At 65.4% G+C, this 24,713-nt stretch carries 22 protein-coding genes; 11 read left to right on the forward strand and 11 right to left on the reverse strand.

What is annotated here, in order from left to right; translation table 11 throughout:
* Positions 1 to 145 precede the first annotated feature (145 nt).
* Positions 146 to 886, reverse strand: a complete 741-nt coding sequence (locus J7367_RS06190; RefSeq protein WP_003486018.1) for a beta-ketoacyl-ACP reductase — start codon at positions 884 to 886, stop codon at positions 146 to 148.
* Positions 887 to 967: 81 nt separating this feature from the next.
* The gene (gluQRS, locus tag J7367_RS06195; protein ID WP_057660938.1) at positions 968 to 1,867 is read right to left on the reverse strand and encodes a tRNA glutamyl-Q(34) synthetase GluQRS; all 900 of its coding nucleotides are present in this window, start codon (positions 1,865 to 1,867) and stop codon (positions 968 to 970) included.
* Positions 1,868 to 1,964: 97 nt separating this feature from the next.
* Here gluQRS and htpX point away from each other — a divergent pair, with 97 nt between their 5' ends.
* Complete coding sequence (gene htpX / locus J7367_RS06200; RefSeq protein ID WP_007965712.1) at positions 1,965 to 2,843, forward strand: protease HtpX; 879 nt, start codon at positions 1,965 to 1,967, stop codon at positions 2,841 to 2,843.
* Positions 2,844 to 2,943: 100 nt separating this feature from the next.
* Here htpX and J7367_RS06205 read toward each other — a convergent pair whose 3' ends face one another.
* The 3 genes from J7367_RS06205 to J7367_RS06215 form a co-directional block, all read right to left on the reverse strand.
* Entirely contained in the window at positions 2,944 to 5,013 is a 2,070-nt protein-coding gene (locus J7367_RS06205) for an EAL domain-containing protein (protein ID WP_007973193.1), read from the reverse strand.
* Positions 5,014 to 5,232: 219 nt separating this feature from the next.
* Entirely contained in the window at positions 5,233 to 6,414 is a 1,182-nt protein-coding gene (locus tag J7367_RS06210) for an NAD(P)/FAD-dependent oxidoreductase (protein WP_057660940.1), read from the reverse strand.
* Entirely contained in the window at positions 6,411 to 6,959 is a 549-nt protein-coding gene (locus J7367_RS06215) for a YaeQ family protein (protein ID WP_057660942.1), read from the reverse strand. The genes J7367_RS06210 and J7367_RS06215 overlap by 4 nt, the downstream gene beginning before the upstream one ends.
* A gap of 553 nt (positions 6,960 to 7,512) precedes the next feature.
* On the opposite strand from J7367_RS06215, the gene J7367_RS06220 reads away from it, so the two are divergent.
* A complete protein-coding gene (locus J7367_RS06220) occupies positions 7,513 to 7,728 on the forward strand; it encodes a cold-shock protein (RefSeq protein ID WP_057660944.1) in 216 nt (71 codons plus the stop codon).
* 170 nt (positions 7,729 to 7,898) lie between these two features.
* Positions 7,899 to 8,597 carry a glutathione S-transferase gene (locus J7367_RS06225; protein WP_057660946.1) on the forward strand — a complete coding sequence of 233 codons (699 nt, stop codon included), beginning with the start codon at positions 7,899 to 7,901 and terminating at the stop codon, positions 8,595 to 8,597.
* A 213-nt stretch (positions 8,598 to 8,810) separates the two neighbouring features.
* Here J7367_RS06225 and J7367_RS06230 read toward each other — a convergent pair whose 3' ends face one another.
* Positions 8,811 to 9,686, reverse strand: coding sequence for an alpha/beta hydrolase (locus tag J7367_RS06230; protein ID WP_057660948.1), 876 nt, complete (start codon positions 9,684 to 9,686; stop codon positions 8,811 to 8,813).
* Between the two features lie 273 nt (positions 9,687 to 9,959).
* On the opposite strand from J7367_RS06230, the gene J7367_RS06235 reads away from it, so the two are divergent.
* Together J7367_RS06235 and J7367_RS06240 are read left to right on the forward strand one after the other, a co-directional pair.
* Entirely contained in the window at positions 9,960 to 11,516 is a 1,557-nt protein-coding gene (locus tag J7367_RS06235) for a YdiU family protein (RefSeq protein WP_057660949.1), read from the forward strand.
* Positions 11,517 to 11,610: 94 nt separating this feature from the next.
* Entirely contained in the window at positions 11,611 to 12,171 is a 561-nt protein-coding gene (locus tag J7367_RS06240) for an adenine phosphoribosyltransferase (RefSeq protein WP_007965724.1), read from the forward strand.
* Between the two features lie 100 nt (positions 12,172 to 12,271).
* On the opposite strand, the gene dbpA is transcribed toward J7367_RS06240, so the two are convergent.
* A complete protein-coding gene (gene dbpA, locus J7367_RS06245) occupies positions 12,272 to 13,648 on the reverse strand; it encodes an ATP-dependent RNA helicase DbpA (protein WP_057660951.1) in 1,377 nt (458 codons plus the stop codon).
* A gap of 110 nt (positions 13,649 to 13,758) precedes the next feature.
* Between dbpA and J7367_RS06250 the strand changes: the two genes are divergently transcribed.
* On the forward strand, positions 13,759 to 15,648 hold the full coding sequence (locus J7367_RS06250) for an ATP-binding cassette domain-containing protein (RefSeq protein WP_007962650.1): 1,890 nt from the start codon (positions 13,759 to 13,761) through the stop codon (positions 15,646 to 15,648).
* A 279-nt stretch (positions 15,649 to 15,927) separates the two neighbouring features.
* Here the strand turns inward: J7367_RS06250 and J7367_RS06255 are convergent, their stop codons facing one another.
* Both J7367_RS06255 and J7367_RS06260 read right to left on the reverse strand, forming a co-directional pair.
* Positions 15,928 to 16,353, reverse strand: coding sequence for a barstar family protein (locus J7367_RS06255; RefSeq protein ID WP_057660953.1), 426 nt, complete (start codon positions 16,351 to 16,353; stop codon positions 15,928 to 15,930).
* Entirely contained in the window at positions 16,350 to 16,790 is a 441-nt protein-coding gene (locus J7367_RS06260) for a ribonuclease (RefSeq protein ID WP_057660956.1), read from the reverse strand. Before J7367_RS06260 ends, J7367_RS06255 begins: the two co-directional genes overlap by 4 nt.
* Positions 16,791 to 17,043: 253 nt before the next feature.
* On the opposite strand from J7367_RS06260, the gene J7367_RS06265 reads away from it, so the two are divergent.
* A complete protein-coding gene (locus J7367_RS06265) occupies positions 17,044 to 17,655 on the forward strand; it encodes a superoxide dismutase (protein WP_003486056.1) in 612 nt (203 codons plus the stop codon).
* 205 nt (positions 17,656 to 17,860) lie between these two features.
* Here the strand turns inward: J7367_RS06265 and J7367_RS06270 are convergent, their stop codons facing one another.
* Positions 17,861 to 18,694, reverse strand: coding sequence for an inositol monophosphatase family protein (locus J7367_RS06270; protein WP_005913068.1), 834 nt, complete (start codon positions 18,692 to 18,694; stop codon positions 17,861 to 17,863).
* Positions 18,695 to 18,811: 117 nt separating this feature from the next.
* Between J7367_RS06270 and J7367_RS06275 the strand changes: the two genes are divergently transcribed.
* Genes J7367_RS06275 through J7367_RS06285 form a run of 3 tightly spaced genes read left to right on the forward strand, consistent with a single transcriptional unit; the run spans position 18,812 to position 22,671 of the window.
* Positions 18,812 to 19,576, forward strand: a complete 765-nt coding sequence (locus tag J7367_RS06275) for an RNA methyltransferase (protein ID WP_007971076.1) — start codon at positions 18,812 to 18,814, stop codon at positions 19,574 to 19,576.
* A gap of 51 nt (positions 19,577 to 19,627) precedes the next feature.
* Positions 19,628 to 20,557 (forward strand): phosphate/phosphite/phosphonate ABC transporter substrate-binding protein, encoded by a 930-nt coding sequence (locus J7367_RS06280; RefSeq protein ID WP_057660958.1) that lies wholly within the window; start codon positions 19,628 to 19,630, stop codon positions 20,555 to 20,557.
* Positions 20,554 to 22,671, forward strand: a complete 2,118-nt coding sequence (locus tag J7367_RS06285; RefSeq protein ID WP_057660960.1) for an EAL domain-containing protein — start codon at positions 20,554 to 20,556, stop codon at positions 22,669 to 22,671. The genes J7367_RS06280 and J7367_RS06285 overlap by 4 nt, the downstream gene beginning before the upstream one ends.
* A gap of 231 nt (positions 22,672 to 22,902) precedes the next feature.
* On the opposite strand, the gene epmB is transcribed toward J7367_RS06285, so the two are convergent.
* A complete protein-coding gene (gene epmB, locus J7367_RS06290; RefSeq protein ID WP_057660962.1) occupies positions 22,903 to 23,931 on the reverse strand; it encodes an EF-P beta-lysylation protein EpmB in 1,029 nt (342 codons plus the stop codon).
* Between the two features lie 102 nt (positions 23,932 to 24,033).
* On the opposite strand from epmB, the gene efp reads away from it, so the two are divergent.
* Complete coding sequence (gene efp / locus J7367_RS06295) at positions 24,034 to 24,600, forward strand: elongation factor P (protein ID WP_007962665.1); 567 nt, start codon at positions 24,034 to 24,036, stop codon at positions 24,598 to 24,600.
* Positions 24,601 to 24,713: the final 113 nt, after the last annotated feature.

The following is a 24,713-nucleotide window of genomic DNA, read 5'->3' on the forward strand; positions in this document are numbered from 1 at the left end:
CACTGATAGTGCGCGCAGGATGGCGCACCGCAGCAGCGCTTGCAACAGCCAAAACGCCTTATTTGCTTAAGCGGACACATTAAAAATGTTGCGCAGCATGGTTTTTGAGGAAAATCCATGCTGCACCGCAAAGTTGCAGCAAACGTCACCAGCCCATGTGGTGGCCGCCGTTGATGTCCAGATTCGATCCGGTGATCCAGGCAGCCTCTTCCGCCACCAGGAACGCCACCGCGTAGGCGATCTCTTCCGGACGGCCCAGGCGTCCGGTGGGGATATCGGCCACGATCTTGGCGCGCACTTCCTCCGGGACCGCCATCACCATGTCGGTGGCTACATAACCGGGCGAGACCGTATTGACGGTGACCCCGAATGCCGCGTTTTCGCGCGCCAGCGAAATGGTGAAGCCATGCATGCCAGCCTTGGCGGCGGCGTAGTTGGCCTGGCCATACTGGCCCTTGAGCCCGTTGATCGAGCTGATCTGGATCACCCGACCCCAGCCGCGTTTGCGCATGCCCTCGATCACCGGGCGGGTCACGTTGAAGACCGAATTGAGGTTGGTGTTGATGACCTCGTGCCACTGCTCGGCACTCATGCGGTGGAAGGTGGTGTCGCGGGTGATGCCGGCGTTGTTGACCAACACCTCGATCGGCCCCAGCGAAGATTCGACGTCTTCCACCAGCGCGCGTGCATGCTCGGAGGAGGCGACATCGCCGCGAAACAGGGCGAATGCATACCCCTGTGCCTGCATGCGCTGCTGCCAGTGGCGTGCCTTTTCTTCGTTGCGGAAGTTGCTGGCGACCCGGTGGCCCTGGTCGGCCAGGCGCTTGCAGATGGCAGTACCGATACCGCCGGTGCCGCCGGTGACCAATGCGACGCGAGATGTCATGACGACTCCAATCAACAAGTGAGGCTGAGGGCGATTTGGGCGCGGGATGCTGCGCCCGGATGCCGGTGCTGGGGCGCAATTCTAGTCACGCTGGAGGTCGGATGTGCGCATATCGAGGTCCAGCTGGCGTTGGCGCGGGAGCAGCCGTGGCGAAAAATGCTGCACGGCGTCGCGCAGCACGGTTTCCACGGCTGCATGCCGCGGCAACGCGTCGGACTGTTGGCCCAGGGCCACCCAGGCGGCGTGCAGGGCCGGCAGTGGATCGGCGTCGTCCAACGCGGGTGCAGCGTGTGACTTGGAGAGCTTGCGGCCGTCGCGATCCAGCATCAGCGGCAGGTGCAAGTAGCGCGGCTGCGGCAGGCCCAGTGCGCGCTGCAGCACCATCTGGCGCGGGGTGGAGTCGAGCAGGTCGGCGCCGCGTACCACGTCGGTGATGCCTTGCGCCGCATCGTCCACCACCACCGCCAGTTGGTACGCCCAATACCCATCGGCGCGGCGCAACACCACATCGCCCACCTCGGCGTAGACATCCTGCAGTACCGGGCCTTGTAAGGCGTCGTCGAAGCCGACCGGTGGTTGCGGCGGCACCCGCAGGCGCACCGCGCGGCGCTCGCCCAGCGGCGCGACGCAGGCGTGGTGGATGCCGCCCATGCCGGCCAGATCGGCACGGCTGCAGCTGCATTCGAATGCCTGGCCGGTCTGCAGCAGCCGGGTGATCGCCGCGATGTAGGCCGCATCGCGCTCGGACTGCCGAATTACCGGCAGGTCCGAGTGCAGCCCGAATGCGGCCAGCGTGCGCAACTGACGTTCGCAGGCGCCGGGCTCGGCACGCGGCGGGTCGATGTCTTCGATGCGCACGCACCACTGCCCACCGGCATGCCGGGCCAGCAGCCAGCTGCCGAATGCAGCCAGCAGGGAGCCGAAGTGCAGGGGGCCGGTGGGCGAGGGCGCGAAGCGGCCGAGATAAGGGGGCGAAGGCATGGGCAGCTGAATCGTCGGTCAGGTGCTTGCTTGATTTCAAGCCGCAACACCCGCAGATCCGCAACAGTTCACCCCGCATCCGTGGAGCCATCGCGTCATGTTCAACCGCATTTTCCTGTTCCTGCTGACCAACCTTGCGGTGCTGATGCTCGCCGGCATCGTCATGTCGTTGCTGGGCGTCAATCCCGCGCAGATGAGTGGCCTGTTGGTGATGGCCGCCATCTTCGGTTTTGGCGGCTCGTTCATTTCCTTGCTGCTGTCCAAGTTCATGGCCAAGCGCAGCACCGGTGCGCAGGTCATCACCGAGCCGCGCACGCCGACAGAACGCTGGTTGCTGGAAACCGTGCGCCGTCAGGCCCAGGCTGCCGGCATCGGCATGCCGGAAGTGGCGGTCTACGAGGGCCCGGAAATCAACGCGTTCGCCACCGGCGCCAACCGCAACAACGCCCTGGTGGCGGTGTCCACCGGCCTGCTGCAGAACATGGACCAGGATGAAGCCGAGGCAGTGCTTGGCCACGAGATCGCCCACGTCGCCAACGGCGACATGGTCACCATGGCGCTGCTGCAGGGCGTACTCAATACCTTCGTGATCGTGCTCGCCCGCGTGGTCGGCGGCATCATCGACAGCGCCTTGTCTGGCAACCGCGAGGGTGGCCGCGGCTTTGCGTACTACGTCATCGTGTTCGCACTGGAGATGGTGTTCGGCCTGTTCGCGACCATGATTGCGATGTGGTTCTCGCGGCGCCGCGAATTCCGCGCCGATGCCGGTGGCGCGCAGCTGGCCGGCCGCAGCAAGATGATCGCTGCACTGGAGCGGCTGTCGCTCAACCATGGCCAGAACACCTTGCCCTCGCAAGTGCAGGCGTTCGGCATCTCCGGCGGGGTGGGCGAGGGCTTGCGCCGCCTGTTCCTGAGCCATCCGCCGCTCACAGAGCGCATCGCTGCGCTGCGCGCCGCCAGCGGTAGCGCCATGTAAGGTGTCGGGTCTCCGGCTGCCTGGCAGGCAACAAAAAACCCGCGCAATGCGGGTTTTTTGTTGCCTAGCGATGGTACGAACGAGGGGGTGCTGCCGGCTTTCAGCCGAACTCGTAATTCATCAACGGCCCGGTCGGTGCGACGAAATCGCCCTGGACATAGTCCACCCCGGCGCTGAAGAAGCTGCTCATCGACTGCGCATCGGCGACGAACTCGGCCATTGTCAGAATGCCGGCCGGTTGCGCGCGCGAGGTGATTTCGCGAATCTTTTCCTGGCTATCCCGCGCCGAGGCGATGTCGCCGGTGATGCCACGATCCAGTTTGAGGAAGGCCGGGTGGAAATGCGCCAGCAACTGGAACGAGTCCAGGCCCGAGCCGAATTGCTCCAGCCCGACCTTGCAATCCATCGCCGACACCGCCGCCAGGAACTGCTGCGCGTTGCGCAGGTGCGTAAACACCTTCGACTCCGGCGTCTGCAGCCACAGCCGTTCACCGGGAACGCCATAGACCGCCAACTGCTCGCGGATGGTGTCGATCATCTGCGGGTCCGAGAACGAGTTCGGCCCGATGCGCACCAGCAGGTGGGTCTTGTGTCCGGCACGCTGGCGTTCGCCCAGTTGCCGGATTGCCCGCGCCACCACCCAGCGGTCGATTTCGGTGACCAGGTCGTGCTCTTCGGCAATGGCCATGAACGCGTTCGGCGACATCATTTCGCCATTGCGTTCCAGGCGCAGGAACGCCTGGTACAGCTCCAGCGGCTCGCCTTGCAGGTTGAGCACCGGCTGGTAATGCAGCAGGAAACCGTCGCCGACCAGCGCTTCGCGCAACTGCTCGACCCAGCGCTCGATGCGTTCTTCTTCGGCCCGATCCGCCGCAGCCGGATCATAGATGCTGACCGCGTTGCCACCGAGCTCGGCAGTGGTGCGCACCGCCTCGGTGCCGCGATTGAGTACCTGGCCGATGCTGGCGATCTTCTCGCCGATCTGCACGCCGCCGATGCTGACCGTCACCGTGGCCGAGCGCGTCCCTACGCTGAACACATGCTGCGCGAACGCATTGCGCACGGTTTCGGCCAGCGCATGCGTGCGCGCGTAATTTCCGTTCAACAGCAGGGCGAAACTGTGTTCGCCGAAGCGGGCGGCCAACACGCTGTCGTCCAGTACGCTCGCCACGTGCGCGGCGAGCGCAGCAATCAGCGCATCGGCCGAATCCAGCCCGAACTCCGGCAGGATGCGTGCGTAGTGATCCGGCTCGATCAACAGGAAGCCGGATTGGCCTTCGCTGCGGCCGGCCTGCGCGACGGCCTGTTCCAGCGCCACCATGAAGGTGGGGCGATTGAGCAGGCCGGTAACCTGGTCGCGCTGGCGCAAGTCTTCGACCTCGCGCGCCAGCTCCGGGTCGAACTCCTCGCGGCGCCGGAACACCACCTGGATGCACGGCTCGCCTTCATAGGTGGCGGTGGCGAACTCCATCGTGGCCGGGAAGGTGTCGCCTTCCACGCGGCGTGCATCGAGCTTGTACTGCGCCGGCGGCGGCTCGCCCTTGGACATCGCCTTGAGCAGCTGTTTGAAATCGTCGACGTACTGCGCAGCGATCATGTCCAGCAGCGAGATGCCTTCGACATCGTCGAACGACTCGAAGCCGAACATTTCCAGATAGGCATCGTTGGCGCGGATATGCATGCCTTCATGCACGTAGGCGATCGGGTCGCGCGAGGACGCGATGAGTGCGTCGCAGCGGCGCTCGGTCTCGCGCATCTGGGCTTCGATGCGGCGTAGTCCACGGCGGGCCTGCAGGTCGTCCCATTCCGAGCGCACCAATGCAAGCAAGTGTGCGGGGCGGTGGCGCAATGCGATGGCGCGTACCCCGTGCGAAGCGGCCTCGACCAGCGCGTTCTCTTCGATCCGCTCGGCCAGCAAAATGATCGGGATGTCCTTGCCGCTGCCGGCAATCTGGGTCTGCAAGGCGCTCATGGGGATCTGCTGCGCCTGACCCAGGATGGCCAGATCGATCTGGCCCGACAGCATGCTGGCCAGTTCCTCCTGGCTTTGCGGTCGCGATGGGCGCACCGCAATGCCGCCATTGCGCAGCGCGGTGACGATGGTCTCCGCACTCTCCACGCTGTCGTCGACGATCATCAGGCGGAGGGTGAGGTCTTTGCCTTTTTGCATGCGCGGCTCCCTAGAGACGGGCTTTAATACACGAAGGGGTTTGGCACGTCCATGTGTGTGGAGCATGCCGCATCAAGTGTGAGACGTAGAGCAATATTTGCGGTGGAACTGCCTTGCGGGAGCATCGACCGCTTTCACCGCGTGCTGCCCATGCCGCGACCGCGCGTTCAAGGCGCCTGGCGTGATCGGTGGGCGACCAGCAACTCCTCGCCATCGGCGTTACGCCACGCTCCCCGCTGCATGGCCGGACGCCCACGCCCACTGGAAGTTGTAACCGCCCAGCCAGCCGGTGACATCCAGCACCTCACCGACGAAGTACAGGCCCGCCACCAGACGCGACTCCATGGTCGAACTGGAGACTTGATGGGTATCGACCCCGCCCAGGGTGACTTCAGCCGTCCGGTAGCCTTCGGTGCCGCTGGCGATCAGCGGAAAACTGCCGAGCAGGTCGGCGGCGGCTTTCAGCTGCGGCGGATCCAGCTGCCGGACCGGCTTGTCTGGCAGCCATATCTCGCACAAGCGTTGTGCAAACCGTTTCGGCAGCACGTCGGCCAGCACGTTGCGCAGCTCGGTGGCGCCGCGCTGTTGCTTTTGTTCGCGCAGCCACGTCGCTGCATCGCGACCGGGCAGCAGATCCAGCCGCAAGTCGTCGCCCGGCTGCCAATACGAGGAAATCTGCAGGATCGCCGGGCCGCTGACCCCGCGATGGGTGAGCAGCATGAAATTGCGAAAGCTGACCCCATTGCACTGCGCCTGGACCGGCAACGCCAGCCCGGACAACTCGTGCAGACGCTCCTGATGCGTGCCGCTCAGCGTGAGTGGTACCAGCCCGGCGCGGGTGGGCAACAGCGCATGGCCGAACTGCTTGGCCAAGGTATAGCCGAAGCCGCTGGCCCCCATGCTGGGGATCGACAGTCCCCCGGTTGCCACGATCAACGACTGCGTCTGCACGCTCCCCTGGCTGGTCTGGACCTCGAAGCCGTCGCTGCCGCGCTGGACCGACAGCACATCGCACTGGGTGCGGATCTGCGCGCCGGCCGCATCGCATTCGTCCAGCAGCATGCGCACGATCTGCTTGGAGGAGATGTCGCAGAACAACTGGCCCAGCTCTTTCTCGTGATAGGCAATGGCATGCCGTTCGACCATCTCCACAAAATCCGCCGGGCTGTAGCGCGCCAGTGCGGATTTGCAGAAATGCCGATTGGCCGAAATGAAGTTGCCAGGCGTGGTGCCGGTGTTGGTGAAATTGCAGCGCCCGCCACCGGACATCAGGATCTTCTTGCCGACCTTGTTGGCATGATCGATCACCAGCACCTTGCGGCCCCGCTGGCCGGCAGTGAGGGCGCTCATCAGCCCGGCAGCGCCGGCGCCGATGACCAGCACGTCGCAACGCATGCTCATTCGGCCGGGGCTTGCCGCACCATCGGGGTCAGGGTGACGCTGCCGTGGTCGGCCAGCATCTGCACTTCGCCGTCCTGGATGATCACGTCAAAACGCATGCCGCGCTGGATCAGTGCACCAAGTGCTTCGGTGGCCTGCGAGTCGAGCTCGATCACGCGCAGATTGCGGTACCGGCCCATGGCGTTGGCGTGTTTCTTCCACCAGGTTTCGGTGGCCTGGCCGCCGTAGCCGATCACTACCGCTTCGCGCGAGCGATTGCAGGCTTTGCGCACGCGGCTCTCGTCGGGCTGGCCAAGGTCGATCCACAGATCCGGATCGCCGGTGTAGTCGCGGCGCCATAGGTCCGGCTCGTCGTCGTTACTCAGGCCACGGCCGAATTCCAGACGGTCGTCGGCAAACAGCGCGAACGCGAGCAGCCGCACCATCAGGCGCTCGTCGGTCTCGGAAGGGTGCTGGGCCAGGGTCAGCGAATGGTTGGCGTAATAGCCGCGGTCCATGTCGCTGATCTGGGGTTCCGCCCTGCGGACGGTGGCGGTGAGGGCCATCAGGATGCCGGTTGCAAAGGGCGCTCATGATACGCGCCCGGTTCATGTGCCGGGTGTCGCCTGCATCTGGCAGAGGTGCGTCGTCGGCCGGGTCTGGGCTGGCTGACAGCTGGATGGTACGACCAAGGGCAGGGTGGGCCTGGCTCAGAGGGCGAATGGCTGCAAGGGTCACGGCGGGGCGACAGGCGCTGAGGCGCGGTCCAGGACGTCGCGGACCATGGCCGGGCAGGTGTCGTTAACGGCCCCCATGATCTGCGCAGCTGTAGGGTCGTCAGGCAGTGTCATCCGGCCAATTGGGATGGGGACAGTCCCGACAGGCCGTCGGATTGGACCTGACTGCAAAAGATTTGACGCAGGGTGTCGCTTTTTGCAGAAAACACGAGTACTGTGCACGCACTGTGTTTGCAAGGGTCACCGTGAATCGTGGCCTGGTGCAGCCGGATCGTTACAGATCTCGCTTCATCGTTCCGCTTTACCAACGCCTGCAACTCAGTCTCAGCTCCGGCTTTTCGGACGCTGCGATTTATCCATCAATAGTTCAGGAGTTAGTAAAATGTCAGACGCATCACGTCAGAGCGGTGTTGTGAAGTGGTTCAACGATGCCAAGGGCTTCGGTTTCATCACCCCGGAAAGTGGCCCCGACCTGTTCGTGCACTTCCGTGCCATCCAGGGCACCGGCTTCAAGTCGCTGCAGGAAGGCCAGAAGGTCACCTTCGTCGCCGTGCAGGGCCAGAAGGGTATGCAGGCTGACCAGGTGCAGGCGGTCTAATCCGTCTGCAACCGTAAGGTTGCCAAGGACGCCGGTCGCGCAAGCGACTGGCGTTTTTTTTTTGCCTGCAAGACAAGCGGAGCCTCGCTGGAGCGTCCGCCGGGCGCTGCTTGCGCACTGCGACGACGCCTGGATCGGTAGGATGTGCGCTTTCCGCGCGCAGCCATCTCATGATCACTGTTCACCATCTCAATAATTCCCGTTCCCAGCGCGTGCTGTGGCTGCTGGAAGAACTGGCGCTGCCTTACCAGATCGTGCGCCATGAGCGCGACCCCAAGACCATGCTGGCGCCGCCGGCGCTGCGCGCGATCCATCCGCTGGGCAAGTCGCCGGTGCTGGTCGATGGCGACCTGGTCGTGGCCGAATCTGGGGCGATCCTGGAGTACCTGACCGAGCGCTACGACACCGAGTGCGCGTTGTCGCCGTCGCCGCGGCCGCTGGATTCGCCAGAGCGCCTGCAGTTCCGCTATTGGATGCATTACGCCGAAGGCTCGGCGATGCCGCCGTTGCTGATGACCCTGATCTTCGGTCGCATCCGCAGCGCGCCGATGCCGTTCTTCGCCAAGCCTATCGCGCGTGCAATCGTGGACAAGGCGATGTCGGGCTTTGTGGGACCGCAGCTCACCTTGCATTTGAACTGGATGGAGCAGTCGTTGCAGGCCGGCAACTGGTTCGCTGGCGAACGCTTCACCGCCGCCGACATCCAGATGAGCTTCCCGGTACAGGCCGCTGCTGCACGCGGCGGCGGTCTGGAGAAATACCCGCGTCTGCATGCGTTTGTGGAACGGATCCAAGCGCGTCCGGCGTATCAGGCTGCGCTGAAGAAAGGCGGACCGTTCGAGCTGATGGGAAGCAAACCGGCCAAGTGACGGCATCGGAGAGTAGGGAGAGCGGGTGTGAGTGTAGGTGGGCGGGACTGTTTTACGCCCGCTGTCTGCTGCTACGACATGGCGCTCTCATCGCCACGCATTCGCTCATTCCGGATCCGAATGGCTACCCAGCGACACCGACGTCGGTACCGCTGCCCATCAGCCGTTCGCAGCAATCACTCAATTCGCAACCACGGCAGGACGCACTGCGGTTCAAGGCGCCCGGCACTGGCGCACAAACTGCAGCGTATCGTTCAGCACCTGCGAGCGCTCGGGCGATTTGCGCAGCGCCAGCAGGATGCCGAGATGGCCCATGCCCGGGTAGACCTTCAGTTCGGCGCTGCCGCCTTCGCGCGTGAGCGCCTGCTGCAGCGAGATGCTGTTCTGTAGTTCGACCACGCGGTCGGCATCGCCATGCAGCAGCAACATGGGCGGTTCGTCGCCGCCGACGTAACGCACCGGTTGCGATTGCCGTTGCGCTGCCGGCGCATCGCCGAAAATTTCGACCAATTCGGGATCGGTCATCGGCATGAAGTCGTACGGCCCGGCCAGGCCCACCACGCCGCACAACTGGTTAGGTTTGAGGCCATGCGCCTGCAGCCAGCGGGCATCGGTGCCAAGCAGCGCGGCCATATGCGCGCCTGCCGAATGGCCCATCACCGCGAGGCGGCTCGGGTTGCCGCCGTACTCGTGCGCATGGCGGTAGCTCCAAGCGGTGGCGCCTGCCGCGTCGGACATGAACCCATGCAGCCCGACCTGCGGATACTTGCGGTAATCGGCCACCATCGCCACCACGCCCTGGCGCGCAAGTGCGCGGCCCACCCAGCGATAGTTGGCGCGTGAACCGCGCTTCCAGGTGCCGCCGTAGAAGAACACCACCACTGGCGCGTCGACTGCACCGCGAGGCTGATAGACATCCAACGCCAGGCCGTGTTCGGGATCGAACACCTGGTCGCGATGCTCGACGATGCCCGACCGGCTGGATGCAGCATTGATGCTCCCAAAGAAGACGCTGCTGCAGGCCGTCATGGTCAACGAACCGAGCAGCAGAATGGCAGGACGGAACCAGCGGGAAGCGCGCGAGGGCATGGGCAGTATCGTCAGGTGGGCGGGAGGGGGGCAGGTACGAACGCAACAGGCTGGCAAGTGCAGGCGAGAATGTGGCGAGCCGGCAACGTTCGCCTCTATCTGGTTCGCATCCGATCCGCAGCCGGCGGCTATTAGCGGCTATCGCACGTCGCAAGCATGTGCAGGACGAGCCCGCTCGGCACACGCCAGTCGAGTGAAGATACGGTGCGCGGGCAGCGCCGGATGCGGTATCGCCCATGCCAGGTTCACCGCCGGTGGCCTAGGCTTGCCGGCATGACACACCTGCGCTTCGATAATCGTCTGCGTCAACAGCTGCCTGGCGACCCGGAAGAGGGTTCGCGCCGGCGCGAGGTGAGCGCTGCTTGGTCGGCAGTCCTGCCGACGCCGGTCGCTGCTCCGTCCTTGATCGCGCATTCGGCGGAGATGGCGCAGGTGCTGGGCCTGGATGCGGCCGAGATCGCCAGTGCGCAGTTCGCCCAGGTGTTCGGCGGCAATGCGCTGTACCCGGGAATGCAGCCTTGGGCGGTCAACTACGGTGGGCACCAGTTCGGGCATTGGGCCGGGCAGCTTGGCGACGGGCGGGCGATCTCGCTGGGTGAGGCGATCGGAACCGACGGCGGTCGCTACGAATTGCAACTCAAGGGTGCCGGCCCGACGCCGTATTCGCGCGGCGCCGATGGGCGCGCCGTGTTGCGCTCGTCGATCCGCGAATTCCTGTGCAGCGAGGCCATGCATCATCTGGGCGTGCCGACCACGCGTGCCTTGAGCCTGGTCGGCACCGGCGATGCGGTGGTGCGCGACATGTTCTACGACGGCCACCCGCAACGCGAGCCGGGCGCGATCGTATGCCGGGTGGCGCCCTCGTTCATCCGCTTCGGCAACTTCGAATTGCCCAGCGCACGCGGCGATATCGCTTTGCTGCGGCAGTGGGTGGATTTCACCATCGCCCGCGATTTCCCGGCGTTGGCCGGTGCCGGCGAGGCGCTCTACGCCGACTGGTTTACGCAGGTCTGCGAGCGCACCGCGGTCATGGTGGCCCATTGGCTGCGGGTCGGGTTCGTGCATGGGGTGATGAATACCGACAACATGTCCATCCTTGGTTTGACCATCGACTATGGCCCGTATGGCTGGGTCGACGACTACGACCCGGACTGGACGCCCAATACCACCGACGCGCAGGGGCGGCGCTATCGCTTCGGCACCCAGCCGCAAGTGGCCTACTGGAATCTGGGCCGGCTTGCCCAGGCGCTGGCGCCGCTGTTTCCCGACCAGGCCCCGCTGCAACACGGGCTGGACCGTTTTCGCGATACCTACCTGGCGTGCGACCGGCACGACACCGCTGCCAAGCTGGGGTTGGCAGAGTGTCGCGACGAGGATCTGCAGCTGATCGACGCGCTGCGCGCACTGATGCGCGAATCCGAGATGGACATGACGCTGACCTTCCGTGGCCTGATCGACCTGTCGCCCGACCATCCGGACCCCGCGCAGCTGCGCGCGGCCTTTTACGACGAAGACAAACGCGTTGCGGATGCGCCGCAGCTGCAGCAATGGCTGCAGCGCTACGCCGCGCGCCTGCAGCAGGATCCACTGCCGCCGGACGAGCGACACACGCGCATGCGCCTGGCCAACCCGCGCTATGTATTGCGCAATTATCTGGCGCAGCAGGCGATCGACCGTGCCGAACAGGGGGACCCGTCCGGGGTTCAGGAGTTGCTGGAAGTCATGCGCCGCCCATACGACGATCAGCCCGGGCGCGATGCATTTGCGGCGCGGCGGCCGGAATGGGCACGCGATCGCGCCGGGTGTTCGATGCTGTCGTGCAGTTCCTGACGCGCTCAGATGCAGGTATGCCGTCAATCCGGCGTGGATGGCGTACGCAGCCTAGAATAGGCGCAACCCCACCGGCCACCACGCCACCGCCCTCATGACTGACTGCAGCCGCTGCGCCGGCACCAATACTTCCGGACCCAACCATTGGTCGGAGCGCATTCGCGACATCGTCGATTTCCCCAAGCCAGGCATCGTCTTCAAGGACATTACTCCGTTGCTGTCGGATGGCCCGGATTTCGCTTCTGCGCTGGACGAAATGGCGCAGCCGTGGCGGACCACGCCGCTGGATGCGGTGCTGGGTATCGAGGCGCGCGGTTTCATTCTGGGGGCGGCGCTGGCGCGCGAACTGCGGACCGGCTTCGTGCCGGTGCGCAAGCCGGGCAAGCTGCCGGGGCGCACGCTGATCCAGGAATATGCGCTGGAATACGGCACCGATCGCATCGAAATGCATGAGGATGCGCTGCCGCGCGGGGCGCGCGTGCTGATTGTCGACGACGTGCTGGCCACCGGCGGCACACTGCGTGCGGCCTTGGGACTTGCTGCCCAACTCGAACTTGAAGTCGTTGGCGCAGCCGTGCTGGTGGAGCTGCAGGGACTGCAGGGTCGCCAGAAGTGGGCGAACGATGTACCGCTGTTGGCGACGCTTTCTTACTGAGTCCAAGCGCTGGAAGCGACGCTGGGTGCGTGGCAGCGCCTGCATCCAGGATTGCTCCTGCTGAACAGCGGCGGCCGGCACGACGCCGGCCGCGCTGCGTTTAGAGCTTGCTTACCCGAAACCGGCGTCCCTTGATCTTGCCTGCGTGCAAGTGTGCCAGCGCCTTGGCGACCTGCGCGCGGGCAATGGCCACGTAGGAGCGGGTAGGGTAGATGGCGATCTTGCCGATTGCCGCGCCGGAGAGCCCGGCTTCGCCGGTCAGGGCGCCCAGGATGTCGCCGGCGCGCAGCTTGTCGGTCTTGCCGCCGTCGATGCGCAAGGTGGTCATTGCCGCCTGCGGCAGTTGCGCCGGACGCGCAGTGGCCAGCGGTGCACGCGACCATTTCAACGGCTGGCCTTGTTCGGTTTCCAATGCCTGCGCGCGAGCGGTTTCGCGCGGGGCAACCAGGCTCAGCGCCAGCCCGTGCTTGCCGGCGCGTGCGGTACGGCCAATGCGGTGGCGATAGGTTTCGGTATCGGTGGGCAGCTCGTAGTTGACCACGGCCGAAAGGTCTTCCACGTCCAGCCCGCGTGCGGCCACGTCGCTGGCCACCAGGACGTTGCAGCTGCGGTTGACGAAGCGCACCAGCACTTCGTCGCGGTCGCGCTGTTCCATGTCGCCATGCAAGGCGAGCGCAGAGAAACCGAATTCCTGCAGCGAACCCGCCACCTCGTCCACTTCCTTGCGGGTATTGCAGAACACCACGCTGGATTCGGGATTGAAGCGCAGCAGCAGGCCGGCGACGGCCTTTTGCCGATAGGTCGGGTCGACCTCGAAGAACTGCTGATCGATCTCCGGTGCGCTATCGGCGCCTTCCACCGTGATCTCGACCGGTTCTTTCAACAGCTCGCGTGCGAGCGTGCGGATGCTGTCCGGGAACGTGGCCGAAAACAGCAGGCTCTGACGATGTTTGTCGCAACGGCTGGCGATCTCGCGGATGGGTTCTTCGAAGCCCATGTCGAGCATGCGGTCGGCCTCGTCCAGCACCAGCGTGCGCACGCCGCCCAAATGCAGGGCGCGTTTGCGGGCCAGTTCCTGGATGCGGCCGGGCGTGCCGACCACCACTTGCGGGTCGTGCGCTTCGAGAGAAGCCAACTGCGGGCCCAGCGGCATGCCGCCAGTAAGCACCACCAGCTTCATGTTGGGGATACCGGTGGCGAGCCTGCGCAGCTGCTTGCCGACCTGGTCGGCCAGTTCGCGGGTGGGGCAGAGCACCAGCGCCTGTGCGCGGGTGAGTGCGGGGTCGAGCTTTTGCAGCAGGCCCAGTCCGAACGCGGCGGTCTTGCCGCTGCCGGTCGGCGCCTGCGCGATGACATCGAGCCCCTGCAGGATCGGCGGCAGGCTCTGCGCCTGGATGGGGGTCAAAACGGTGTAGCCAAGGGCGTCGATGCCGGGGGCCAGGGCCGGCGACAGCGGCAGCGCGGAGAATTCGTTCATGGCGCATTTTAGCCCGGGATTGGGAAGTAGGGATTCGGGATTGGTCACCGCGACAGCGTGCGCTTTTGCCAATCCCGAATCCCCAATCACCAATCCCGTACAATTGGCCCATGCCTTTAATCACTCTGCAAAGCGTCGACTACAGCGTCGGCGGCCCCTTGTTGCTGGAAAAAACCGACCTCGCAATCGAGCCGGGCGAGCGTATCGCCTTGATCGGCCGCAATGGCGCCGGCAAATCGACCTTGATGAAATTGATCGCCGGCGAGCTCAAGCCAGACGATGGCGAAGTGCGCGTGCAACAGGGTGTGCGTATCGCGCGGCTGGAGCAGGAGGTGCCGCAGGGGACCGGTGGCAGCGTGTTCGACGTGGTGGCCGATGGTCTGGGCGAGTTGGGCCATTGGCTGGCCGAATTCCATCAGCTCAGCCATGCCGATGTGTTCGACGCCGATGCGTTCGGCAAGGTGCAGGCCAAGATTGATGCGGCCGACGGGTGGGCGTTGGATCAACGCGTCACCGAGACGCTGACCAAGCTGGAACTGGATGGCGATGCGGAGTTCGCGCGGCTGTCCGGTGGCATGAAGCGCCGCGTGTTGTTGGCGCGTTCGCTGGTGTCCTCGCCGGATGTGCTGCTGCTGGACGAACCGACCAACCATCTGGATATCGAAGCCATCGATTGGCTGGAAACCTTCCTGAAGGGCTGGAGCGGCAGCGTGCTGTTCGTCACCCACGACCGGCGCTTCCTGCGTGCGTTGGCCACCCGCATCGTTGAAATCGATCGCGGCCAGGTCACCAGCTGGCCAGGCGACTGGGCCAACTACGAGCGTCGCCGCGAGGAACGGCTCAATGCGCAGGCGCAGGAGAATGCGCGCTTCGACAAGTTGCTGGCCCAGGAAGAGATCTGGATCCGTCAGGGCATCAAGGCCCGGCGCACCCGCGACGAGGGTCGCGTGCGGCGTCTGGAATCGATGCGCAACGAGCGTGTGCAGCGCCGCGAGCTCACCGGCAATGTGCGCATGGAGGTCTCGCAAGGCGAGGCGTCCGGCAAGAAGGTGATCGAGGCCAAGGAGGTTGGCTTCGCGTTCGGTGCGCGCACGATGGTCAAGGATTTTTCCACCATCATCCAGCGTGGCGACCGCATCGGCCTGATCGGCCCCAATGGCAGCGGCAAGACCACCTTGCTCAAGCTGTTGCTGGGCGATCTGCAGTCACAGCAGGGCGAAATCCGCATCGGCACCAATCTGCAGATCGCGTATTTCGACCAATACCGTTCCACCCTGCGCGAAGACTGGAGCGCGATCGAAAACGTGGCCGAGGGCCGTGATTTCCTGGAAATCAACGGCAAGCGCAAGCACGTGCACGCCTATCTGCAGGATTTCCTGTTCACGCCCGAGCGCGCCCGCGCGCCGATCACGCGCCTGTCCGGCGGCGAGCGCAATCGCCTGTTGCTGGCACGTCTGTTCGCGCAGCCGTCCAACCTGCTGGTGATGGACGAACCGACCAACGACCTGGACGTGGAAACGTTGGAGCTGCTGGAGGAATTGCTGGGCGAATACTCCGGTACGCTGCTGCTGGTCAGCCATGACCGCGACTTCCTCGACAACGTGGTGACCTCCACGCTGGTGATGGAGGGCGACGGCCTGATTGGCGATTACATCGGCGGCTACAGCGATTCGCTGCGCCAGCGCCGTACGCCGGTGGGCAACGCGATGGCGGTGGCCAAGGCGTCGGCTACCGCGGTGGCGACCGCGCCCGTGGCTGCGGTGCCGGCGGACGCTGCTGCCAAGCGCAAGCTCAGCTACAAGGATGCACGCGAACTGGAGCAACTGCCTGTCCTGATCGAGACGCTGGAGCAGCAAGTGGCCACGCTCACTGAGGCAATGAACGAGCCGGCTTTCTATCAGCGCGACAGTGCGGCGATGGCGGCCCACACCGCAGCGTTGGGCGATGCGCAAAAGCAACTGGATGCGGCGTACGCGCGCTGGAGCGAGCTGGATAGTTGATCGTTGGCCGGCACGCTAACGCGCGCCGCTCTGGCGCGGGGCAGGGCGATGGTGGCGTGCGATCGCGCCCGGGCGCCGCTGGATGCGGGTGTGCCGCGATCGGTATTCGCCAGAAGTACCATCGCTGACCGCCAGCGCCGCGCGATGCCTATGCAACATCGCAAGCGCGCATCAGGTCTGCGGCGGCATGCATGAAGCCAGGGCTTCTGCAATGGGCGTGTGGCGCCGGTGCCAGGTGTGTCCGCTCGGCTGGTTGCGCAGGCGTTCTGCTGGCTGCCCTCAGTCGCAGGCGCTTGCTGGCGCAACGAACGCCGCAAAGGTCAGCCCGCGCGCTGCCCAGGCATTTGCGACTTCGTCGAGGAGATCCAGCAAGGTGTCGCGGTCGTTGGGTGCCGTGCTGGCCAGCGCCTGGGCGCTGTCGATGAGCAGTGCATAGCCATGTGGCGAAGGCAGCCACGCCAGGTCACGCAGGGCATCGCTGAGCGCGTCCCAGTTGCGGCCGAAGCTGGTTGGGAAATCCAGTTGCGTGGCCAGGCGCATCAGTAGCATGCGTTTGTCGCTGCAGGTGGTCAGATCCACGCGCAAGATGCGTAAGCCGGCATCGCGCGCGAGCGCGGCCATAGTGTCCAGATCGTCGGTCTCGGCCTGATACACCCCCGATTGCTGCGGATCGGACAGATCCAGCGCGAAGTCGCCAGCGCTCACGGTGCCTGGTCCGGGGTCGGGCCATCGAAGGCTTTGAAGCTCTGGTAATGATCGTCGCTGTAGTACCACGCCTCGGGTGGGGTGCCGCCGGTGACGATGCGGCGCGCGCCGCGATCCGGGCTGCCGGGGGTATCGACAGTGTATTCGCGGTAATAGCCGCGCGGGCGCTCAGGCAGGCGATGCTCGCGATTGCCGAACACGCCACCATCCTGCGGATGCGGAAACGGGCCGCCGCGCTGGATCAGTACGATGGTGGCCATTGCCTCGGTCGGCAGAAAGGCGGGCAGACGCGGCACCTCGCGCGTCGGTGCGGTTGCGGCGATCGGTGCATTGAGTTGCGGCGCGAACTGCGGCTTGGGCGTCTGCATCGCGCGCATGCCCCACAGGCCGGCAACGAGCAGCGCGATGGCGACAATGAGCAAAGCGGGCTTGCGCATGAAGACGGTCCGAAAAATGGGTGCGGCAGAGCAAGTATGCCGATGCGCGACTGTGTCGACTTTGAACGTGGCCGGCACCGGGGTGGTTCACGCCCAAGTAACCGGGACATGGTGCAAGGTGTGCGGCGAACATCGTGCGGCATGCGATGGGATGAAGTTTCCCTACCAGCACCCTTGGTAAGCGCTGCCGCCGTCCTTACCATCTACCCCGCAACGCCCGGCCTTCGCCGGGCGGCAAGTCCAGGAGATACGCATGGCTTACACCCTTCCGCAGTTGCCCTACGCCTACGACGCGCTGGAACCGAACATCGATGCGCAGACGATGGAAATCCATCACACCAAGCATCACCAGACCTACATCAACAACGTCAATGCGGCGCTGGAAGGGACCGAGTACGCCGATCTGCCGATCGAAGAACTGGTCTCCAAGCTGAAGAGCCTGCCGGAAAACCTGCAGGGTCCGGTGCGCAACAACGGCGGCGGCCACGCCAACCACTCCCTGTTCTGGACCGTGCTGTCGCCCAACGGTGGCGGCGAGCCCAAGGGTGAGGTCGCCAAGGCGATCGACAAGGATCTCGGCGGCTTCGAGAAGTTCAAGGAAGCCTTCACCAAGGCCGCCGTCAGCCGCTTCGGCTCCGGTTGGGCGTGGCTGAGCGTGACCCCGGACAAAAAGCTGGTGGTGGAAAGTACCGCCAACCAGGACAGCCCGCTGTTCGAAGGCAACACGCCGATCCTGGGTCTGGACGTGTGGGAACATGCGTACTACCTGAAGTACCAGAACCGTCGCCCGGAATACATCGGCGCGTTCTATAACGCCGTCAATTGGGAAGAAGTCGAGCGCCGCTACCACGCCGCGATCGCCTGAGGTCCTGCATCGGCGCTAGTCACTGCTTAGCGCTGTCACAGCGGCACCCAACGCACAAGGCCGGGAGCGATCCCGGCCTTGTGCGTTTACTGCGCCGTGTGTAGGAGCGACCCCGGTCGCGAGAGGCTTTGCAGGGAACGCTCCTCGCGCCCGGGCGCGCTCCTACGTTGTGCAGGCGTCGCTTAGAACCCGGGGTGTGGGGCGATCAGAACTTGGCGTCGAACTCGCGGGCGTAGCCGGTGTTGACGATGACCTTTTGCAATGCATCGCTGATCTTGATGTTGCCGGCCACGATCTGCTGCGTCTCAGGACCCATGTTGTCCATGCGCGGCGGGGTGGCGCCCTTGTAGTCGCAGACGCGGCCACCGGCCTCGCGCACCAGCAACACACCAGCGGCGATGTCCCAGGCTTTGACCCCCGCTTCGAAATAGGCATCGGCGCGGCCGCAGGCGACATACGCCAGGTCCAGCGCCGCCGAGCCGGTGCGACGCACGTCTTCGGCCTGCACCAGTAGCGCATCCACGCACTTGAGCTGTGCACTGGCGCGCGCGCGTTCGCGCGGCGGGAAGCCGGTGTGGACCATGGCACCTTCCAGATCCTTGCGCTCTGCAATACGGATGCGACGGTCGTTGAGCACCGCGCCGGCGCCGCGGCTGGCAGTGAACAACTCGTTGCGCAGCGGGTCGAAGATCACCGCATCGGTCGGTTCGCCATTTTCCACCAGCGCGATCGACACGCAGTAATGCGGAAAGCCGCGCAGATAGTTGCTGGTGCCGTCGAGCGGATCGATGACCCAGGTGTAGCGACCACTCTTGCCGCCCTGCACGCCGCCTTCTTCGCCGAACACGGCGTATTCGGGGTAGCCGCGCTTGAGTTCCTTGATGATGACCTTCTCGGCATCGGCATCGACTTCGCTGGCGTAGTCCATTCTGCCTTTCTGCACCACATTGAGCGCATCGAGCTTGTTGATACCGCGCAACAGCACATTGCCGGCGAGGCGGGCGGCTTTGACCATGACGGTGACGGCGGGTTTCTGCATGGTGAAAGCTCCCGTGAAGGCAGAATCGGACAATGGCGAAGGTAAAAGAGCGGTCCGGCGCGAAAGCCGGCCGCGCAGTTTACCATCTACGGCCGAACAGCTTCCCGATCTCCGTTCATGTCCGTCAGCCAGCGCATCCGATTTGTTCTTGTGGGTACCCAGCATCCAGGCAACATCGGCGCCGCGGCGCGTGCGATGAAGACCATGGGGGTCTCGCGCCTGGTGCTGGTGGCACCCGAGCGCGCACTCGATGAAGATGCCTACCGGCGCTCGGCCGGCGCCGAAGACGTGCTGAGCCAGGCGCCGATCTTCGCGACGCTGGGCGAAGCGGTGGCCGACTGCACGCTGGTGATTGGCTGCACTGCGCGCGCGCGCCGGGTCGCGTTGGAAGAACTACTGCCGGACGAGGGCGCGCAGCGCGCGCTCGCCAAGGCGGGCGAGCCGGCCGAAGTGGCCTTCGTGTTCGGCCGCGAGCGCACCGGTCTGACCAACGATGAGCTGCAGCTGTGCCACGCCGCGGTCCATATCCCCTCCGATCCGCAGTTCAGTTCGCTGAATCTGGCTGCGGCCGTGCAGGTGCTGGCGTATGAAGTACGACTGGCGCAACTGGCGGCAGGCGAGGCCGAACCAGCTCCGGCAGCGGCTTCCGGGTTGCGCGACGGACCGGCCAGCCACGCACAGCTGGAAGGGATGTTCGGCCAGCTGGGCGACACGCTGGACGAGATCGACTTCCACAAGGGCCGTGCGCCGGAGTCGGCGATGCGCAAGCTGCGCCGGCTGTTGCTGCGCGCGGAGATGACCGAGCAGGAGGTGCGACTGATTCGCGGCATCCTGTCCGATGCGCAGCGCATGGCCATGCTTGCCAGACAGGCCGGAAACTGACGTCTGTCACATCTTCGAAGATTCGGCTAGGCTGTCCGCGGCTCTAGGGGAGTGTCCGTTTTGCGCGGTCTACGATGGTGTCTGATTGCCTGCTGGCTGATTGCCGGGGCAGGCTTGGCCGTGACGGCTGCGGCAGCGCCTTCCTCGGTCCTGGTGCTTGGACGGATCAGCGATGATCCCGCCAGCCATTACGAGCAGCTCAAGCCCCTGCTGGATTACGTGGTGCCGCGCATGCGCGAGGTCGGGATCCGCCGCGGCGAAATCCTGATGGCGCCGGATGCGCGCCAGATGTCCAGCTATCTGCGGCGTGGCCGGGTCGATTGGGTCAGCGAGACGACCGGTGCGGCGATGCTGCTGGAACAGCGCGGCAGCGCGCACCCCTTGCTCATGACCGAGCGTGGCGGACTGCGCGATTTCCATACGCTGTTCTTCGTGCGCCGCGACAGCCCGATCCATTCGCTGTCGCAGTTGCGCGGCCACACCCTGGCATTGCAGAACGCCTCGTCCACCAGCGGCTACCTGCTACCGATGCTCGAACTGCTGCGCAACGGCATCGCGTGCGATGTGCTGCTGTCGGCCGACGACACCCCGGCGCGCGGATCGGCCGGCTATCTGATGGTGGGGTCGAAATTGAACGTTGCCGCGTTCGTGTACAAACACCTGATCGACGTGGGCGCGCTCAGCAACGTCGATTGGGACGACGAACGCCACATGCCACCGGTGTTCAAGCGCGACTTCCGCATCGTGCACCGCACCGCGCCGGTGCCGCGCGCGGTGGAAATGGTGCGCGCAGGAATGGATCCGGCCGTGGAGCAGCGTCTGCGGGTGGTGTTGCTGCAGGCCGCCTCAGATCCCAAGGCGGGCCCGGCGCTGAAACGCTTTTTCGATACCACCGGGTTTCGTCCGCTGGATTCCGCTAGTCGCCGACGTCTGCAGGAGTTGAGCGCGGGCGTGCAACGCGTCAGGGATCACGTGGAATGACTCAGGTGCGCTTCGGCTTGCAGGCACGCTTTCTCTTGGTGATGGCGCTGACGCTGCTGCTGGTCGGTGCGATTCTGGCTTCGCTGCTGCAGCGACAAAGCGCGATGCAGCGCGAAGTGCGCGGCTTGAGTGCGCAAATCCTGCACGAGCTGTTCGATTGTAGCCTGCGCACGCGCGGCGAAACGCTGGCGACCGAGCTGGCTTCCGGATTGGCCAACCCCTTGTATTACTCGGATCTGGGCGCGGTGGGCGCGCTGGTGCGCAATGCCTCGCGCCAGCAGGTGGTGAGCTACGTACTGGTGTTCGACCGCCACGGCCGGCTGGTTCATGACGGCACGCCGACCTTGCAGCGTTACGGGCAGGCCATGACCGATCCGCTCGCCGCCAAGGCGCTGGCGGCGCAGGCGATGGTGTTGCAGTCCTCGCCGGAGGTGCTGGATGTGACGGTGCCGATCAAGATCGGCGACCAGCGCATCGGTGGGGTGCGCGTGGGCATGTCGCGCGAGCGGGTGCGCAAGATCGAATCCGGCGCCAATCTCACCCTGGTGCAGAACCTCAACGCCATCGGCAAGCGCGATCTGGGCTGGTTGCTGGTCCTGCTGGCCGCGCTGGTCGGGCTGGGCGTGTTGCTGGCCATCTACGTGCAGCGCACGCTGGTGGCGCCGATTCGGTTGCTGGCGGCAGCGGCAAAGCAGATCGAACGGGGCGACTACGCGGTGCAGCTGCCGCCGCATCCGCGCAACGACGAGATCGGCGAGCTGATTTCCGCGTTCGGGCGCATGAGCGAAAGCATCGCCCGGCACGACCGCGAGGTGCGGCATATGGCCTACACCGATGCGTTGACCGGGCTGACCAACCGCCTAGGCTTTCGCGAGGGTCTGGATCATCTGCTCCACACCGCGCGCAGCACCGACAGCAAGCTGGCCTTGCTGTTCGCCGATATCGACGACTTCAAACGCGTCAACGACACGCTTGGCCATGAGGCCGGCGACGAAGCCTTGCTGCAGTTCGCCAGCCGCATCAGCCGCGCGGTTGCCGCGCTGGGCGGCGACGATGCGATTCTGGCGCGCTTCGGCGGCGATGAGTTTGTGATCCTGCTGCAGAGCGGCGATGTCAGCCTGCTGGCGGCGCAACTGGCCGACCGGCTGGTGCACGAACTGAGCCGGCCGTTGAACGTGCAGGGCCGCGAAGTGTTCCTGGGGACCTCGATCGGCATCACGCTGTTCCCCGATGATGCGCGCGATGCCACCGCGCTGCTGAAGAATGGCGACATCGCCATGTACCAGGCCAAGGTGGCCGGCAAGAACTGCCATCGCTTCTACAGCCGCGCCGCCGACCACGCGGTGGAACGCCGCGTGCACATGGAGCACGAGTTGCGCGGGGCCTGGGAACGCGACGAGCTGCGCCTGGTCTACCAGCCCATCTACCGCACCAGCGACCGCGTGCTGGTGGGCGTGGAAGTGCTATTGCGCTGGCAGCATCCGGCGCTCGGAACGATTGCGCCGTCCACCTTTATCGATATTGCCGAGCAGAGCGGCCTGATCGAAGTGATCGGCCCCAAGGTACTGCGCGCGGCCTGCCTGGAGGCGGCGCAGTGGCCAGTGTTGGGCGAGGGCCTGTTCGTGTCGGTCAACGTTTCGCCGCGGCAACTGCGCAGCGGTGCGCTGATCGACACCGTGGCCGGGTGCCTGGCCGAGTCGGGACTGCCTGCCGCGCGCCTGCATCTGGAGCTGACCGAGACCGCCGTGATCGGCGACGAGATGATGGCTGCCAGCCTGCTCGATCAACTGCACCGCACCGGCGTGAAGGTGTGGCTGGACGATTTCGGCACCGGCTTCTCCGGCTTGAGCCATTTGCGTCAGGTGCCGGTGGACGGGGTCAAGATCGACAAGAGTTTCATTGCCGACCTGCAGCGCGACCCGGACGATCTGGCGCTGACCACCGCGATCATCAACATGGCGCACTCGCTGGGAATCACCGTGGTTGCCGAAGGCATCGAGCAGGAGGCGCAATTCAACCTGTTGCGCGAGCGCGGTTGCGATCTGGGCCAGGGCTATTGGTTCAGCAGGCCGTTGAGCCCGACCGACATGGTCAAGCTGATCGCGGCAGGCTGAGCAGCGCAGGAGTGCGCCTGAGTGCAACGGGCTTTATTGGTAAGGCTCCATCGCGCCCGGGTGCGCTGCTGGGAAAAGCGTGTTTGGGTCGTTGCAGCGGTCATCGCCGGGGACTTCGCGCAGCGCTGGATAACAGCGTAGGAGCGCACCTGGGCGCGACCGGGCGTTACCGGTAAAGCTCCATCGCGCCCGGGTGCGCTGCTACGACGGATCGGGCTGAGGTAAGGGCGGTTACAACGGCCGCTTGCCGGTATCGCCGGGAATTTCGCGCACCAATCGTGGCACCAGATAGCCGGACAGGCGCGCGGCCAGCTCGGCATGCAGCGCGCGCGCGCGGGCATCGTCCACTTCGAAATGCGCCAGGCCGGCGACCCGGTCGAGCTGATGCAGGTAGTAGGGCAGCACGCCGGCGGCGAAGCTGCGCTCGCTCAACGCCGCCAGCGCATCCACGCTGTCGTTGACGCCACGCAATAGCACGGCCTGGTTGAGCAATTGTGCGCCGGCCTCGCGCAGCCCCTGCGCGGCGGCGTCCACCGCGGAATCGAATTCGTTGGCATGGTTGGCATGCAGTACGAACGCCACCGGCCACGGCAGGCTGCGCAGCCAGGCCAGCAGTGGCGCATCCACGCGCTCGGGCAGCACGATCGGCAGGCGGCTGTGGATGCGCAGGCGTTTGAGGTGCGGAACGGCGGCCAGGGCGTCGGTGAGTTCGGCCAGCTTGGGCGTGGCCAGCGAGAGCGGGTCGCCGCCGGAAAGCAGCACTTCCTCGATGCTTGGGTCGGCGGCGATCGCGACGACGGCGTCGCGCCAGCCATCGCGCGCAGCGGTCTCTTCGGCATACGGAAAGTGGCGGCGGAAGCAGTAGCGGCAGTGCACCGCGCAGCTGCCGGTGGCGATCAGCAAGGCGCGGCCGCGGTATTTCTGGATCACCCCAGCAGCGGTCCTGGCGGCGGCATCGCCGACCGCGTCCAGGCCGAAGCCGGGAGCCGGCTGCATTTCCGCATCCAGCGGCAGCACCTGGCGCAGCAACGGGTCATGGAGGTCGCCATGGCGCATCCGCGCCACGAACGCGCGCGGCACCCGCAGCGGAAACTGCGCGGCGGCGGCATCGCTGATCGCCGCCGCCTGCGCATCCAGGCCCAGCAGCTGCAGCATCACGCGCGGATCGCGCACGGCGTCGCGCCATTGCTGTTGCCAGCGCGAAGGCGGCAGGGCGGGGGGCGGGGATGGCTGTAAGGCGAGGGGGGCTGCGGTTATCATGTGCGGTCACAAAACCAAATGCCCGCCGGTTGCGGCGGGCGCCCCATTCTAATCCGACCTGCCACCGCGTGGCGGGTCGTGGTCTTATCGAGGAGCTGCACCATGGCCACTGTTGGCATGAACGACGTCAAGAACGGCATGAAGATCCTGGTCAACAACGAGCCGGCGGTCATCACCGAGACCGAATACGTCAAGCCGGGCAAGGGCCAGGCCTTCACCCGCATGAAGTACCGCTTCATCAAGTCCGGGCGCGTGGTCGAAATGACCATGAAGGCGACCGACGATGTGGAAGTGGCCGACGTGGTCGATACCGACATGCGCTACCTCTACAGCGATGGCGAGTACTGGCACTTCATGGACCCGGAAACCTTCGAGCAGGTGCAGACCGACAAGGCCGGCATGGGTGGCGCCGACAAGTGGCTCAAGGGCGAGGAAGACTGCATCGTGACCTTGTGGAATGGCACGCCGATCTGGGTGCAGCCGCCGAACTTCGTCGAACTCAAGATCACCGAGACCGACCCGGGCGTGCGCGGCGACACCTCCGGCGGCGGCGGCAAGCCGGCCACGCTGGAAACCGGCGCGGTGGTGCGCGTGCCGCTGTTCGTCAACCAGGACGAAATCATCAAGGTCGACACCCGTTCGGGCGAATACTCGGCGCGCGTCAAGTAATCCGGATGCGCCTGGGACGCCGGTCCGGTCGAGCGGTATGCAGTGCCAGTGTCCTGATGGCGTTAGGAGCAGCTGACAAACCGACTGCCCAGTCGCCAGGCTTGGGCGGCCCG

Origin of the sequence: Xanthomonas sp. D-36-1 (assembly GCF_017746155.1) — a bacterium.
GTDB lineage: Bacteria > Pseudomonadota > Gammaproteobacteria > Xanthomonadales > Xanthomonadaceae > Xanthomonas > Xanthomonas cissicola.

What these genes read in the sequence shown, in the direction of transcription:
- J7367_RS06190 (WP_003486018.1), bottom strand. Translation starts at nt 886, where the DNA reads ATGACATCTCGCGTCGCATTGGTCACCGGCGGCACCGGCGGTATCGGT.
- gluQRS (WP_057660938.1), bottom strand. Translation starts at nt 1,867, where the DNA reads ATGCCTTCGCCCCCTTATCTCGGCCGCTTCGCGCCCTCGCCCACCGGC.
- htpX (WP_007965712.1), top strand. Translation starts at nt 1,965, where the DNA reads ATGTTCAACCGCATTTTCCTGTTCCTGCTGACCAACCTTGCGGTGCTG.
- J7367_RS06205 (WP_007973193.1), bottom strand. Translation starts at nt 5,013, where the DNA reads ATGCAAAAAGGCAAAGACCTCACCCTCCGCCTGATGATCGTCGACGAC.
- J7367_RS06210 (WP_057660940.1), bottom strand. Translation starts at nt 6,414, where the DNA reads ATGAGCATGCGTTGCGACGTGCTGGTCATCGGCGCCGGCGCTGCCGGG.
- J7367_RS06215 (WP_057660942.1), bottom strand. Translation starts at nt 6,959, where the DNA reads ATGGCCCTCACCGCCACCGTCCGCAGGGCGGAACCCCAGATCAGCGAC.
- J7367_RS06220 (WP_057660944.1), top strand. Translation starts at nt 7,513, where the DNA reads ATGTCAGACGCATCACGTCAGAGCGGTGTTGTGAAGTGGTTCAACGAT.
- J7367_RS06225 (WP_057660946.1), top strand. Translation starts at nt 7,899, where the DNA reads ATGATCACTGTTCACCATCTCAATAATTCCCGTTCCCAGCGCGTGCTG.
- J7367_RS06230 (WP_057660948.1), bottom strand. Translation starts at nt 9,686, where the DNA reads ATGCCCTCGCGCGCTTCCCGCTGGTTCCGTCCTGCCATTCTGCTGCTC.
- J7367_RS06235 (WP_057660949.1), top strand. Translation starts at nt 9,960, where the DNA reads ATGACACACCTGCGCTTCGATAATCGTCTGCGTCAACAGCTGCCTGGC.
- J7367_RS06240 (WP_007965724.1), top strand. Translation starts at nt 11,611, where the DNA reads ATGACTGACTGCAGCCGCTGCGCCGGCACCAATACTTCCGGACCCAAC.
- dbpA (WP_057660951.1), bottom strand. Translation starts at nt 13,648, where the DNA reads ATGAACGAATTCTCCGCGCTGCCGCTGTCGCCGGCCCTGGCCCCCGGC.
- J7367_RS06250 (WP_007962650.1), top strand. Translation starts at nt 13,759, where the DNA reads ATGCCTTTAATCACTCTGCAAAGCGTCGACTACAGCGTCGGCGGCCCC.
- J7367_RS06260 (WP_057660956.1), bottom strand. Translation starts at nt 16,790, where the DNA reads ATGCGCAAGCCCGCTTTGCTCATTGTCGCCATCGCGCTGCTCGTTGCC.
- J7367_RS06265 (WP_003486056.1), top strand. Translation starts at nt 17,044, where the DNA reads ATGGCTTACACCCTTCCGCAGTTGCCCTACGCCTACGACGCGCTGGAA.
- J7367_RS06270 (WP_005913068.1), bottom strand. Translation starts at nt 18,694, where the DNA reads ATGCAGAAACCCGCCGTCACCGTCATGGTCAAAGCCGCCCGCCTCGCC.
- J7367_RS06275 (WP_007971076.1), top strand. Translation starts at nt 18,812, where the DNA reads ATGTCCGTCAGCCAGCGCATCCGATTTGTTCTTGTGGGTACCCAGCAT.
- J7367_RS06285 (WP_057660960.1), top strand. Translation starts at nt 20,554, where the DNA reads ATGACTCAGGTGCGCTTCGGCTTGCAGGCACGCTTTCTCTTGGTGATG.
- epmB (WP_057660962.1), bottom strand. Translation starts at nt 23,931, where the DNA reads ATGATAACCGCAGCCCCCCTCGCCTTACAGCCATCCCCGCCCCCCGCC.
- efp (WP_007962665.1), top strand. Translation starts at nt 24,034, where the DNA reads ATGGCCACTGTTGGCATGAACGACGTCAAGAACGGCATGAAGATCCTG.